The organism is Paenibacillus sp. sgz302191 (genome assembly GCF_057749925.1).
On the sequence record NZ_JBYLHY010000030.1, the window covers coordinates 40429 to 53358 of the forward strand.

Here is a 12930-nt window from a genome sequence, read left to right on the forward strand (position 1 = left end):
TTAATACCTCCTCTTGCGATCTTTCATTTCAGCCAAAAACAATAAATAGTGGTCGTAACGCGATGCCGCAATCGTCCCCTCGGCGACAGCCTCCCGCACTTTGCAGTTCGGCTCGTGAAGATGCAGGCAGCCGCGGAACTTGCAGCCTTCCGCATGCGCTGCAAACTCCTTGAAGCAGCCGCCGAGCTGCTCGGCTTCCAGCTCCATGAAGTCAAGCTGGCTGAACCCGGGTGTATCCGCCACGTACCCGCCCGCATCCAGCGGAAGCAGCTCGACGTGGCGGGTCGTATGCTTACCCCGGCCCAGCCGCTGGCTGATCGCGTTCGTCTCCAGTTCGGCGCCGCTGATCAGCTCATTGAGCAAAGAAGATTTGCCGACGCCCGACTGCCCGGCAAACACGCTGATCCGGTTTTGCAAATGGCGCTGAACGTCTTCCACGCCTTCATGTCGCCTGGAGCTTGTCGTCACGATCGGATAGCCGATTTGCTCGTAGAGCTCGCGCATCCGCGCAAACTCCGCCACCGTCAGCGTCCCTTCCCCTTCCGAACCGCTTGCTTCCAGCAGGTCGTATTTCGTAAAGCACAGAAGCACATCCAGCCCGGTGCTCTCGATATGAACGAGAAACTTGTCAAGCAGCTGCAGATTGAGCACAGGCTCCGTGACGGCGAATACAAGCACGACCAGGTCGACGTTTGCAATCGGCGGTCTGATCAGCTCCGACGAGCGGGGAAGCACTTCGGTTACCGTGCCTTCCCCGTTCTCCGTCAGCTCGTATTTCACTTGATCCCCGACGAGCGGGGAAATATTTTTTTTCTTGAACACGCCTCTTGCACGGCAGGTTACGCAATCCGCCTCGCGGATGTTCGCCCCTTCGGGCAGGACGTAGTAATAACCGCTTAATGCCTTAACGATGGATCCTTGTGGCATTAATTCGCGCCTCCAGTTCCGGGTTTGGCCGAAGCGCCGCCCGGCTGCCCTTGGCCGGTATTCCCGCTGCCGCTGGCCGGAACAGCGGGACCGGTGCTTTGCTGTTTCGGCGATGCGCTGGGAGCTGTCGGGGCCGACGGGCTGGGCGTAGCGTTCTTGCCATTTTTTTGATCCAAATAATCCTGATACGTCCGGGTAATCGAATTCACCAGATTGTCGCCTTCTTTGATCAAAATAACGGCTTTCTTTTCGGGCGATACGATGACTTTGACATCGATATTTTGCGGTTTGCTCACTTTTTCCGTCATGTATTCGAAGTTGTCGTACTGCGCGTCGCTCACGACGATCTTGAACACCGTATCCTTGCCTTCCTCCGTAGGTTTGACCGGGATGCTGACGTTGAGCTGGCCGGCGTCTTCGGGCAGTCCGTCGCTGACGACGAGGTTGATCTCGGCGCCCGCCGCTACATCCACATTTTTATCGTAAGGAAACTGCCTGGTAACTTTGCCCTTCGGATATTTGTAGCTTTTCTCGCGGGTAACGCCGTTTGCCGCCAGTTTCAAATTAAGCTTGGCGATCTGATCCTTGGCGTCCTTCTCCGTCATGCCGACGAGATCGGGCATTTTGAACGTTTCCTTCGCTCTGGTGACCGTAAGCGTAATCGCTGCTTTGTCGAGCTCGAACTCCTCGCCGGGCGCCGGGGTTTGCTGCTGAATCATGTCCGGCTTATCGTCGATGGCTCCCGGCTTGACCGTGATTTGATCGTCTCTAATGCCGAGCGACTGGAGCTTGAGCTTGGCGTCCGTCAAAGACTGGCCGACGTAATTGTCCATCTTTATTTTGGCGATGCCCTCGCTCACGTACAGCGTGACTTTGGTTCCGACGTTCAGCTTCAGGCCGGACGGGTCCTGGCGCAGGACGAGGTCTTTGTCTTCCTTGCTTTTTTCGTAGATGACCGTTGAGCCAAGCTTCACCGCTGTCAATTCGGCCTGCGCCTGAACAAGCGGCTTATGCGCGACATTCGGCACTTCCACGGTTTCGACCGTGAACATGCCTTTTACATACCCGACCAAATACCACATCGCGCCCAGCACGATAAGCAGGATGACGATCCAGACCACCGGCTTGACCCAGCCCTTTTTCTTCACCGGAGCGGATTCCTCCCGCCAGCCGGGCTTGTCAAACTCTTCGTCCTTGAACTCGCCGATCTGGTTCGGGCGAATAGCCGGCATGACCAGCGTACGCTCCTCGTCCATCCCGTCGGCATCCCAAAAAGTAACCTTGGCCTCGTTGCGGCGGTCCAAATTCAGGCACGAATCGAGATCTTCCATCATCTGCTTTGCGGATTGATAGCGCTCCTCGGGCTTTTTGCGCATCGCTTTTAAAATAATGTTCTCCACGCTTTGCGGGATGAGCGGATTCACCTTGCGCGGTTCCTCCACATCCTCCTGCAAATGCTTGAGCGCGACGCTGATCGGGCTTTCCCCGAGAAAAGGCAGCCTGGCCGTCAGCATCTGGTACATGACGATGCCGAGCGAGTACAAATCCGATTTTTCTCCCGTATTCGTTCCTTTAGCGTGCTCCGGCGAAAAATAGTGTACCGATCCAACGACCGAGCCCGTCTGCGTGATCGTCGAAGACGTCGCAGCCCGGGCGATGCCGAAATCAGTCACTTTGATCCGGCCGTTTCTGCCGATCAAAATATTATGAGGCTTAATATCGCGGTGAATGATCTCATTGTGGTGGGCATGATCCAGCGCATCGGCGATTTGGCTGGCGTAATGAACAGCCTCCTCCACCTGCAGGGGCGCTTTTTCCTTGATCAAGTCGTTCAAGGTCGTGCCCTCGATATATTCCATGACGATATAATGAATTTCGCCTTCCTGCCCGACATCGTAAATACTGACGACATTGGGATGAGAAAGGGAAGCGGCCGCTTGGGCCTCTCTGCGAAAGCGCCGTATGAACTCCTCGTCGTGAACGTACTGCTGGCGCAGCACTTTAACGGCCACTTTGCGATTCAGCAGCAGATCCTGCCCTTTATATACCAAAGCCATGCCGCCGCCGCCGATTCTCTCCAAAATTTCATAGCGGCCTCCAAGCTTTTTACCGATCAATTCTCATCCCCCCTTTTCTTCCTCGGAAATTTGTTCGTGAGCGATCAGAACGACCGTCACATTGTCGTCCCCGCCCGCATCCAGCGCGCTTTGGATCAACTCGTCGGCGGCTTCTTCGAGATCGGAGTGGGTCCTGACCGTTTGTTTGATCGCTTCGGCTTCCACCAATCCGCTCAGTCCGTCGGAACAAATGAGAATAATATCCCCCGGTTTCCAGGAAAACTCGTACAGGTCGACGTCTACTCCCGGCTCCGTACCGAGCGCGCGCGTTACGACATTGCGTCTCGGATGATGAACCGCTTCCTCCAGCGTAATTTGTCCGTGCTTGACCAGTTCATTGACGAGCGAATGATCTTCCGTCAGTTGGGTAATCGAGTCGTGATCGATTTTGTAAGCCCGGCTGTCGCCGATATGTCCGATTAGCAGCAGCTCCTGGGACGCGATCACGGTGACGACCGTCGTGCCCATGCCGTTGTAGTTTTCTTTTTGCGAGGCAAATTCGAATATCGTCTCATTCGCCGTTTCAATCGCTTGACGGAGCGCCTGCTTGCACTCGTCGACCGGCATTCCCCAATGAATCGTCTGCAGCTTCGCCTGAACGATTTCGATGGCCATTTGGCTGGCAACGTCGCCGGCCTGATGCCCTCCCATGCCGTCGGCAACGATCGCCAGAGACAACCCGTTCAGCCCGTCCTGTATGGCGGCGCGGTCCTCGTTCACGATGCGGACCTTGCCGATATCCGTACGGCTTACCATCTTCATCCCGATCTCACCTCATTACTTGCGCTCCATATGCTTGGCCCGAAGCTGCCCGCAGGCCGCAGCGATGTCGCTGCCCTGCTCGCGGCGTATGGTCGCATTGATTTTGCTCTTCTCGAGAATACGCTGGAACGTGAAAATATCGTCCCGGGGAGTCCGTTTGAAATCCCGCTCCGCAACGAAGTTGACGGGAATCAGATTCACATGGCTGAGCGGCATTTCTTTCAGCACGGCGGCCAGTTCCTCGGCATGCTCCGGCTGGTCGTTCACCTCGCCCATCAGCGCATATTCAAACGTGATTCTGCGGCCCGTTTTGGCAATGTAATATTTGCAAGCTTCAATTAAGTCGGCGAACGGAAATCTCCGGTTCACCGGCATCAGCTTGGAACGCAGCTTGTCGTTGGGGGCATGAATCGAAATCGCCAGATTCACCTGCAGGTTCTCGTCGGCGAATTTGTAAATGTTCGGCACGATGCCGCTCGTCGAGACGGTAATGTGCCGCTGCCCGATGTTCAGCCCTTTCGGATGAATCATGTTGCGTAAAAAATTCATCGTCGCCTCATAGTTCTCAAACGGTTCGCCGATTCCCATAATGACGATCGAACTGATGCGCTCCTCTGTTGCGTCCAGCATTTTTTGCGCCTTGACGACCTGCGCCACAATCTCGCCCGGTTTCAAATCCCGCTTCAAACCGCCCAGCGTCGAGGCGCAAAACGTACAGCCTACGCGGCATCCAACCTGCGTCGTGACGCAAATGCTGTTGCCGTAGTTATGCTTCATGACGACCGTCTCGATCGCGTTTTTATCCTCCAGCTCGAACAGGAACTTGACCGTACCGTCCTGCGACTCATATTTGGCGATTTCCGTCAGTGTGACGAACTCGAACTGATCTTTCAGCTTATCGCGGAGCGCCTTCGGCAAATTCGTCATTTCATCGAAGCTGAGCACGCGTTTCACATAGAGCCAGTCAAAAATTTGCCCGGCACGGAACGAGGATTCGCCGTGTTCTTTTACCCAGCTTTGCCACTCATCCCAATTTAAATCATACACAAATGGTTTCATTGTCCTCACAACCTGCTATTTAATTGAATATCCTATCTATTTTAACACAAACATGCTGCGAACACACATCCCCATGCCGGAAGCGGGGCTATCCGCGCTTGTGCAGTCTTGCGATAAAAAATCCGTCGGAATGATACTGCTGCGGATAAATTTGCGCCATTCCCGCCGCCAGCGCGGAAGGCTCCAATGCCGCAAAAGCGCGCTCGGGAAAAGGCGCCGTCGAGAAATCGCCGTGCTCCGCCAAAAACCGGGCAATCCTGTCTTCGTTTTCCGACTTTTCAATCGTGCATGTGCTGTATACCAAAATGCCTCCAGGCTTCAGCAAACGATGGACTTTGTTCAAAATCGCGCCCTGCAGCGCGCAGATGTCGGCGATTTCGGACTCCTGCTTGGCCCACTTTAGGTCGGGCTTGCGGCGGATGACGCCAAAGCCGGAGCAAGGAGCGTCGAGCAAAATGCGGTCGAACGACTCGGCCGGAAAATGGTCCGCCAGCTCCAGAGCGTCCATCACCAGCGTCTTGATGGACGACAGTCCGAGCCGCTGCGCCTGATCCTCGATCAGCTTGCGCTTATGCTCGTGCAAATCGCACGCCCAGATCTCGCCCCGGTCGCGCATGATTTCCGCGATGTGCGCGGTCTTGCCCCCGGGCGCTGCGCAGCAGTCCAGCACGCGCATGCCCGGCTGCGGGTCCAAAGCTTCGGCGACGAGCATCGAGCTCTCGTCCTGGATCGAGAAGTCCCCCCTCGCGAAGCGGGGGTCCAAAGCCATGTTGCCCGCCGCGTGCACGAGAATGCCGGCGGGGGCGAGCGGCGACGCTTCCGCGCGGATGCCGCTCTCCTGCAGCTCGCGCAGCAGCTGCTCACGTCCGGCATGCATCGCGTTCGCGCGGATGCTGACGTGCGGCGGCTCATTGTTCGCCGCACAGACCGCTTCCGTCAGCTCGGGGCCGAGCTGGCGGATCCATCTGCGCACGAGCCATTCCGGATGGGAATGTTCGAGCGCTATGCGCTTCGCGTCGCCGAGCCCGGCCGGCAGCGCAAGCTGCTCTTTGCTGCGGAGGACGCTCCGCAGCACGCCGTTGACCATCCCCGAGATGCCTGAATGGCCCCGGCGCTTCGCGATATTGACCGCTTCGCTGACGGCCGCGTGATCGGGAATGCGGTCCAAATACCGCAGCTGATAAAAACTGAGCCGCAGTAAGCATCTTACCCACGGCTCCAGCTTCCCGAGCCCTTTGCTGACAAAGCGCTCCAGGAAAAAATCGATTGTATTTTGCCGTCCGATCGTCCCGTACACAAGCTCTGTCGCCAGCGCCGCGTCCGCACGCTCCAAATGATGCTTCTGCAGCGTCTGATTGAGCAGAAGGTTGCTGTAGGACCGATCTTCTTCGACTCTCGTCAGCACGTCCAGCGCCGCATCGCGGGCGGAATGCCGAACAGCGCTGCTTGAGGCAGCGCTTTGGTTCCGGTGCTTTGAAGTTGACCCTTTGGATGAAACCCGTCCGGAAGAGCCCGACTGCTTGCCGGCAGCCGGCCCGTCCTGCGGGCGGTTATGTTTATCTGTAGACAAATTGGTTACCTCTTTTTGTATATGATACAGTTCCGATGCGAACCGGACTGCGCCGTGTCCGGGCGGATCAACCGCCAAAGACGGTGCCGTCCGCGAGTTTGACGCCCCGGATGAACTGCGCAACATCCATCGGTTTTTTCCCCGACGGCTGAATTTCCGTCAGCCACAACGTGCCGCTGCCGGTCATCACTTCAAGACCGAGCTCGCTGCTTTGCAGCACAGTGCCCGGCCGAGGTGCAGCGCCGCCGACTAACACGGAGCTGCGGCTTGCCGGTACCGGGCCGGTCCCATTCGGATTGGCGCAAGCCCATACTTTCAAGACTTCCCCGTTCCACAGCGTATAAGCGCCCGGGAACGGATTCAGCCCGCGAATCTGGTTGAAAATGTCCGCTGCGGAGCGCGACCAGTCGATCAGCTCGTCCTCCCTGCGGATGTTCGGCGAGTAAACGGCATCCGCCTCGTTTTGCGGAACCGCTTCGATGCGACCTGCCAGCAAATCCGGCAGCGTGCGCTTCAGCAGCTCGGCTCCGGCCGCACTCAGCTTCTCGAACATCGTTCCCGTCGTGTCGGTATCCTCGATCGGCACCTCCACTTTGCTGATCATATCGCCCGTGTCGAGACCTTCGGCCATATACATGATCGTGACGCCGGTCACCCGCTCGCCCCCCAGGATCGCATGATGAATCGGCGCTCCGCCGCGGTATTTGGGCAGCAGCGAAGCATGGATGTTGATGCACCCGTGCTTCGGCAGCTGCAAAACGGATTTCGGCAAAATTTGCCCGTATGCCGCCGTCACGATCAAGTCCGGCGCCAATTGGCGCAGCGCCTCCACCGAATCGGCCTGGCGCAGCTTTTCAAATTGAAGCACCGGAATGCCGCGCTTTTCCGCCTCCACCTTTACGGGCGGCGGTGTCAGCACGCGCTTGCGCCCTTTCGGACGGTCAGGCTGCGTCACGACCGCCGTCACGCCGTAGCCTTCGTCCAGCAGCGCTTGCAGAGACGGCACGGCAAAGTCGGGCGTACCCATGAAAATGATGTTCACTTGGAATCTTCCTCTTCTTCGCTCGTATACGTTTTGATCGCGAGATCGGTAAACAGCACGCCGTTCAAATGGTCGATTTCATGCATAATGCAGCGCGCCAGCAGCTCGGTGCCTTCCACGACGATTTCGTTGCCGTTGCGGTCCTGGCCCTTCGCCTTAACGTTCAAAGGCCGGCTTACATCGCCGCGCAGGCCGGGTATGCTGAGGCAGCCTTCGGGACCGGTTTGCTCGCCGCTCGAATCGATGACCTCGGGATTGACCATCTCGATCAATCCGCCGTGCTCTTCGCCGCAGTCCATTACGATAACGCGTTTCAAAATGCCGATTTGCGGCGCAGCCAGGCCGACGCCTTCCGCTTCGTACATCGTATCGGCCATATCGTCGAGCAATTTATGCAGATTGGAATTGAATTTCGTAACGGTAACGGCTTTCTCCCGCAGTACCGGATCCGGATCTTTTACAATAATTTTAATAGCCATTAAGTCCACCCACCTCTGAAGTCTTCGATCTCATTACATCAAATATTGCGGATCCACGTCGACGCTGATCTGCAGCTTTTCCTTCGCGGACCGCTCCTCAAACCAGGCGACCGCCCGGCCTACCAGCTCGGAAGCCTGAGCGTCCCCCCGATATTTTACCACGCATTGGAACCGATATCTATCCTTGATTCGGGAAATAGGCGAGGCGACAGGCCCTAACACGTCCATGGCAAAAGGTTCCCCGTCTGCTGCCGCCGCTGCCGTAAACAAATCCGCGGGCTGCACGGAGTGCTCCGCTACAAGCTCTTTCAGGCGCGTGACAAAAGCTTCGGCCGACTTCACCAGCAGCGGCAGCTCCTCATGGGAAAACGTGACCAGAATAAGCCGTTGGAACGGCGGATAGCCCAAATTCGCGCGGATGTCCAGCTCATGGCCGGCAAATCCGGCAAAATCGTGCCTGCTCGCGCACTGCACGCTGTAATGCTCCGGTGTATACGTTTGGACAAACACTTCGCCCAGCTTTTCGTGCCTTCCGGCCCGTCCGGCCACCTGCGTCAGCAGTTGAAACGTCCGTTCCGCCGAGCGGAAATCAGGCAAATTCAGCACCGTATCCGCCGCAATGACGCCGACCAGCGTCACGTCGGGAAAATCAAGCCCTTTCGCCACCATCTGCGTGCCGAGCAGCACATCGGCCTGCTTCTCGCCGAACAAGGTCAGCCACTTTTCGTGCGAACCTTTTTCCGTCGTCGTGTCTACGTCCATCCGGATCACCCGGATGCCGGGAAACAGCTTTCCGAGCTCCTCTTCGACGCGCTGCGTGCCTGTGCCGAAATGCCGGATGTGCTCCGAATTGCAGCTCGGACACTGCGAAACTTCCCGCTCCGCATAGCCGCAGTAATGACAGCGCAGCATCCGGGAGCTTTGATGATACGTTAGCGATATATCGCAGTGCGGGCACGTCGAGACGAAGCCGCAGGTGCGGCACATCACAAACGTTGCGTACCCCCGGCGGTTCAACAGCAAAACCGTCTGTTCTTTCTTGTGTAACCGTTCTTCTAACGCTTTATACAACGATTTGCTGAACATGGAGCGATTTCCGCCCTTCAGTTCCTCGCGCATGTCAACGATATGCACTTTGGGCATCGGCCTGCCCGCGACTCGTTCCTGCATCAGAAGCAGCTTGTAAGCAGACTTCTCCTCGGCCTCGCGGGAGCCTCTCGTTCTTTGAACGCTTTCCAGCGACGGCGTAGCCGAACCGAGGACGACGGCCGCCTGATGCTGCAGCGCTCTCTGCACGGCAATTTCCCGGGCATGATACCGCGGGCTCTCTTCCTGCTTGTACGAAGATTCGTGTTCCTCATCTATAATAATAAGTCCGATACGGGTAAAAGGAGCGAAAATCGCCGAGCGCGCCCCGATCACCACTTTGACCTGCTTGCGCGTAATTTTGCGCCATTCGTCGTAGCGCTCTCCATCCGACAAGCGGCTGTGCAGAACGGCCACCAGATCGCCGAACCGGCCCTTGAAACGCTCTACCATTTGCGGGGTCAGCGAAATCTCGGGAACGAGCACGATCGCTTCGCGGCCCTGATCGAGGCATTCCTGAATGGACTGCAAATAAACTTCCGTCTTTCCGCTGCCGGTGACGCCTTGCAGCAGGAACACTTCATGCCTGCTATCCGCGACGCTGCTCCGGATTTCGGCAAAAACGCGGCTCTGCTCCGCGGTCAGCGGGAGCGGCTTCGTCCGCGCAAAATGGCGGCCCGCATACGGGTCCCGCAGCACTTCCACTTCCCGAAGCTCAAAAAGCCCTTTGTCGGCCAAGCTTTTTACCGTTCCGGCGCCGACCTGCAGCGTCTCCATCAGCACCGCAAGCCGAACCGGATCCGGGTGATCGATCAAAAAGCGCAGCACTTCTTTTTGCTTGCCCGCCCTTGCCGGCAGTCCGGTTAAAGCGGCTTCCATACCGGATACGTCAGCCGGAGGAAAAACCGTCAGCGCTTTTTTCGCGGACATGCGGTCTTTGACGATTTGTACCTCCGACAGCACGCCGGCGGCCAGCAGCTGCTTGACAAGCAGACCGTCGTTCGGAAAACGCTCCATCAGCGATTCCATCGCAACGGTTTCTTTGGATTTGACAAAATGAACGATTTCCTGCAAATCCGGCAAGTCCAGCAGCATCTGCTCCGCCGCTTTCTCCCCGAGCCGAATTCCGCGTTCATATTTCGCTTTTAAAGCGCCGGGCAGCATCGCCTGCAGCGCCGTAATCTCGTGGCACAAGTACGTGCGGCTGATCCATCTGCCAAGTCCGACAAGCTCTTCCGTCAACGGCGGGACGACATCCAGCACGGTCTGAATCGGCTTCAGCCGCTTCGCTTCCAGCTTGGTTTCCTCCTGCATCTCGACGACGAATCCTTGCAGCACCCGCGGTCCGAACGGCACGCCGACCCGGCTTCCTACTTCTACCCATTTGCGCAATGGTTCCGGCACTTCATAGTCGAATGTCCGGTTCGTCTGCTTGGCCGGAACATCAACGATGACTTTTGCGTACATCCAAACTCCCCTTTACGGCCTCGGGCTGTCAGGCGCTTGCGGCAGACGGGCCGCCGCAAGCTCCAGCAGCCTGCGCGCAACCTCAGCCTTGCTAAGTAGCGGCAGTGCCTCGACGAGCCCGTTCCGATCAAATATACGTACCACATTGGTATCGGAGCCAAATCCCGCCCCGTCCTGCGAAACGTCGTTGCCAACGATCAGGTCGCAGTTTTTGCGGATCAACTTGTCCATCGCATGCTCGTCCAGACGCTCTGTTTCCGCAGCAAAGCCGACCACGACCTGACCTCGCTTAAGCTCGCCGATCTCCTGCAAAATGTCGGGATTTTTGACCATTTCCAACGTGAACGTATCCGCTTTTTTCTTGATCTTCTGCGCGGCAACCTCGGCCGGACGGTAATCGGCGACGGCCGCCGCCTTAATCACGAGCTCCTGCCGGTCCAAACGCGACATCACCGCTTCCCTCATATCCAGCGCGGATTGAGTCCGGATCGCCGTCACGCCTTGCGGCTCCGGCAGTGCGGTCGGACCTGTGACAAGCGTCACAACCGCTCCCATACGCGCCGCTTCCTCGGCGATGGCGTACCCCATTTTGCCTGACGAATCATTCGTAATGTAGCGCACAGGATCGATGCGTTCCACCGTGCCTCCCGCGGTGACCAGCACATGCTTTCCTTGCAGCAGGCCTCTGCCGGCAAAATGCCGTTCAACCGCGGCGACAATTTCCTCCGGCTCCGCGAGCCGCCCTTTGCCGACGTAGCCGCAGGCCAGCTGCCCTTCTCCCGGCTCGATGAAGCGTACGCCGCGGCGGCGCAGCGTATCCATATTGTGCTGTACCGCAGCATTGGCGTACATGTGCACATTCATCGCCGGCGCCACCCAGATCGGGGCCATGGTCGCCAGCAGCGTCGTGCTCAGCATATCGTCCCCAAGGCCAAGCGCCAGCTTGCCGATCATGTTCGCCGTAGCGGGGGCGATCAGAAACAGGTCCGCGCTGTCCGCCAAATCGATGTGCGAAACGACGGACGCGTCCTTCTCGTCAAACGTATCGGCAAACACATGATGCCGCGACAGCGTCTGGAACGTAAGCGGCGCTACGAAACGGGTTGCGGATTCCGTCATAATGACGCGCACTTTGGCGCCCGCCTGCGTCAGTTTGCTCGTTAAAGCAGCGGCTTTGTAAGCGGCGATCCCCCCGCATACCCCCAGCACGATTGTTTTACCCTGCAGCACGCTCATGGAGCATCCTCCTTCGGTGAGAAAAAAATAACAACCGCGAGGGTTGTCGGATGAAGCATTATTTCACGATTTCTTTGGTCTGGATTTTCTCGTAAGAGATGTAATCCCCGTACAATTCTTCCAAAGCAAGCCCGACATTTTTGTGAGATTTTTGCGATCTCAAATCGGTTTTTGCGCCGTCGCGCAGCAATCTGGCTCTTTTGGCCGCTGCCACAACCAGCGAATATTTGCTGTCCACTTTATCAAGAAGCTTATCGATTGAAGGATATAACATATGCTAATTCACCTCGCCGATCCATTGAATGATTTTCGGAAACATCCGGTCCTTTTTGCAATGTTCCGCCAAAAGAATCGATTGAATCTTGGAGCATGCCGTTTCCACGCGGTCGTTGACGATGGCATAGTCATAATGCTCCATCAAACGAATTTCATCCACGGCGACGGACATCCGGTTGCGAATGACTTCATCGGTCTCCGTGCCGCGCGTGACGATGCGGTTTTGCAGCTCATCCAGCGACGGCGGAAGCAAGAAAATAAACACGCCCTCGGGAAACTTCTGCTTGACCTGCAGCGCGCCCTGGACTTCAATCTCCAGAATGACGTCCTGGCCCGAACGCAGCGTATCCTCCACGAAACGTCTTGGAGTTCCGTAAAAGTTGCCTACGTATTCGGCCCATTCCAGCACTTCGTCTGTATCTATAAGCTGCTGGAATTGTTCCCTCGTCTTGAAAAAATAATTCACGCCCTCGACCTCTCCCTGACGGGGAGCCCGGGTCGTTGCGGAAACCGAATATACAATTTCCGGCGACAGCTTGCGCAGCGAAGCGCAAACCGTCCCTTTGCCGACGCCGGAAGGGCCGGACAACACGATCAAAATACCTCTCTCGCGTTCGAGCGTATTCGTATTACTCGTCATGATCATCGTCCTTGTTGGAAAGTCGATGCGCTACCGTTTCAGGTTGTACCGCCGACAAGATGACATGGTCGCTGTCGGTGATAATAACGGCACGGGTTCTTCGGCCATATGTGGCGTCAATCAGCATGTGGCGGTCGCGCGCCTCCTGAATGATCCTCTTGATCGGCGCCGACTCGGGGCTGACGATCGAGATGATACGGTTCGCTGATACGATGTTCCCGAACCCGATATTGATTAATTTGATAGCCATTCAACTTCCTCCTCGCGAA

The 12930-nt window shown here is 57.0% G+C and carries 12 protein-coding genes; all 12 read right to left on the reverse strand.

All coding sequences use genetic code 11. The annotated features are described in order from the left end of the window. Complete coding sequence (gene rsgA, locus AC3G2T_RS31015; RefSeq protein ID WP_474686591.1) at positions 1 to 927, reverse strand: ribosome small subunit-dependent GTPase A; 927 nt, start codon at positions 925 to 927, stop codon at positions 1 to 3. Beyond that, positions 927 to 3044, reverse strand: coding sequence for a Stk1 family PASTA domain-containing Ser/Thr kinase (gene pknB, locus AC3G2T_RS31020; protein WP_488437918.1), 2118 nt, complete (start codon positions 3042 to 3044; stop codon positions 927 to 929). The genes rsgA and pknB overlap by 1 nt, the downstream gene beginning before the upstream one ends. A gap of 3 nt (positions 3045 to 3047) precedes the next feature. Continuing rightward, on the reverse strand, positions 3048 to 3806 hold the full coding sequence (locus AC3G2T_RS31025) for a Stp1/IreP family PP2C-type Ser/Thr phosphatase (RefSeq protein ID WP_474686590.1): 759 nt from the start codon (positions 3804 to 3806) through the stop codon (positions 3048 to 3050). Positions 3807 to 3821: 15 nt separating this feature from the next. Beyond that, positions 3822 to 4865, reverse strand: coding sequence for a dual-specificity RNA methyltransferase RlmN (gene rlmN / locus AC3G2T_RS31030; RefSeq protein ID WP_488437919.1), 1044 nt, complete (start codon positions 4863 to 4865; stop codon positions 3822 to 3824). Positions 4866 to 4953: 88 nt separating this feature from the next. Next, on the reverse strand, positions 4954 to 6561 hold the full coding sequence (gene rsmB, locus AC3G2T_RS31035; RefSeq protein WP_488437920.1) for a 16S rRNA (cytosine(967)-C(5))-methyltransferase RsmB: 1608 nt from the start codon (positions 6559 to 6561) through the stop codon (positions 4954 to 4956). Further along, the gene (fmt, locus tag AC3G2T_RS31040; RefSeq protein WP_488437921.1) at positions 6503 to 7477 is read right to left on the reverse strand and encodes a methionyl-tRNA formyltransferase; all 975 of its coding nucleotides are present in this window, start codon (positions 7475 to 7477) and stop codon (positions 6503 to 6505) included. The genes rsmB and fmt overlap by 59 nt, the downstream gene beginning before the upstream one ends. Next, positions 7474 to 7956, reverse strand: coding sequence for a peptide deformylase (def, locus tag AC3G2T_RS31045; RefSeq protein WP_474686586.1), 483 nt, complete (start codon positions 7954 to 7956; stop codon positions 7474 to 7476). The genes fmt and def overlap by 4 nt, the downstream gene beginning before the upstream one ends. A 33-nt stretch (positions 7957 to 7989) precedes the next feature. Continuing rightward, positions 7990 to 10509 carry a primosomal protein N' gene (gene priA / locus AC3G2T_RS31050; RefSeq protein ID WP_488437922.1) on the reverse strand — a complete coding sequence of 840 codons (2520 nt, stop codon included), beginning with the start codon at positions 10507 to 10509 and terminating at the stop codon, positions 7990 to 7992. A 12-nt stretch (positions 10510 to 10521) separates the two neighbouring features. Next, positions 10522 to 11739, reverse strand: coding sequence for a bifunctional phosphopantothenoylcysteine decarboxylase/phosphopantothenate--cysteine ligase CoaBC (gene coaBC / locus AC3G2T_RS31055; protein WP_488437957.1), 1218 nt, complete (start codon positions 11737 to 11739; stop codon positions 10522 to 10524). Between the two features lie 64 nt (positions 11740 to 11803). Next, positions 11804 to 12019, reverse strand: a complete 216-nt coding sequence (rpoZ, locus tag AC3G2T_RS31060; protein ID WP_474686584.1) for a DNA-directed RNA polymerase subunit omega — start codon at positions 12017 to 12019, stop codon at positions 11804 to 11806. Positions 12020 to 12022: 3 nt separating this feature from the next. Then, positions 12023 to 12661, reverse strand: coding sequence for a guanylate kinase (gene gmk / locus AC3G2T_RS31065; RefSeq protein ID WP_488437923.1), 639 nt, complete (start codon positions 12659 to 12661; stop codon positions 12023 to 12025). After that, on the reverse strand, positions 12651 to 12911 hold the full coding sequence (gene remA / locus AC3G2T_RS31070; protein ID WP_009672664.1) for an extracellular matrix/biofilm regulator RemA: 261 nt from the start codon (positions 12909 to 12911) through the stop codon (positions 12651 to 12653). Before remA ends, gmk begins: the two co-directional genes overlap by 11 nt. Between the last annotated feature and the right edge of the window lie 19 nt (positions 12912 to 12930).

What these genes read in the sequence shown, in the direction of transcription:
- rpoZ (WP_474686584.1), bottom strand. Translation starts at nt 12,019, where the DNA reads ATGTTATATCCTTCAATCGATAAGCTTCTTGATAAAGTGGACAGCAAA.
- def (WP_474686586.1), bottom strand. Translation starts at nt 7,956, where the DNA reads ATGGCTATTAAAATTATTGTAAAAGATCCGGATCCGGTACTGCGGGAG.
- rsmB (WP_488437920.1), bottom strand. Translation starts at nt 6,561, where the DNA reads ATGTTGCGCAGTTCATCCGGGGCGTCAAACTCGCGGACGGCACCGTCT.
- rlmN (WP_488437919.1), bottom strand. Translation starts at nt 4,865, where the DNA reads ATGAAACCATTTGTGTATGATTTAAATTGGGATGAGTGGCAAAGCTGG.
- gmk (WP_488437923.1), bottom strand. Translation starts at nt 12,661, where the DNA reads ATGACGAGTAATACGAATACGCTCGAACGCGAGAGAGGTATTTTGATC.
- AC3G2T_RS31025 (WP_474686590.1), bottom strand. Translation starts at nt 3,806, where the DNA reads ATGAAGATGGTAAGCCGTACGGATATCGGCAAGGTCCGCATCGTGAAC.
- rsgA (WP_474686591.1), bottom strand. Translation starts at nt 927, where the DNA reads ATGCCACAAGGATCCATCGTTAAGGCATTAAGCGGTTATTACTACGTC.
- remA (WP_009672664.1), bottom strand. Translation starts at nt 12,911, where the DNA reads ATGGCTATCAAATTAATCAATATCGGGTTCGGGAACATCGTATCAGCG.
- priA (WP_488437922.1), bottom strand. Translation starts at nt 10,509, where the DNA reads ATGTACGCAAAAGTCATCGTTGATGTTCCGGCCAAGCAGACGAACCGG.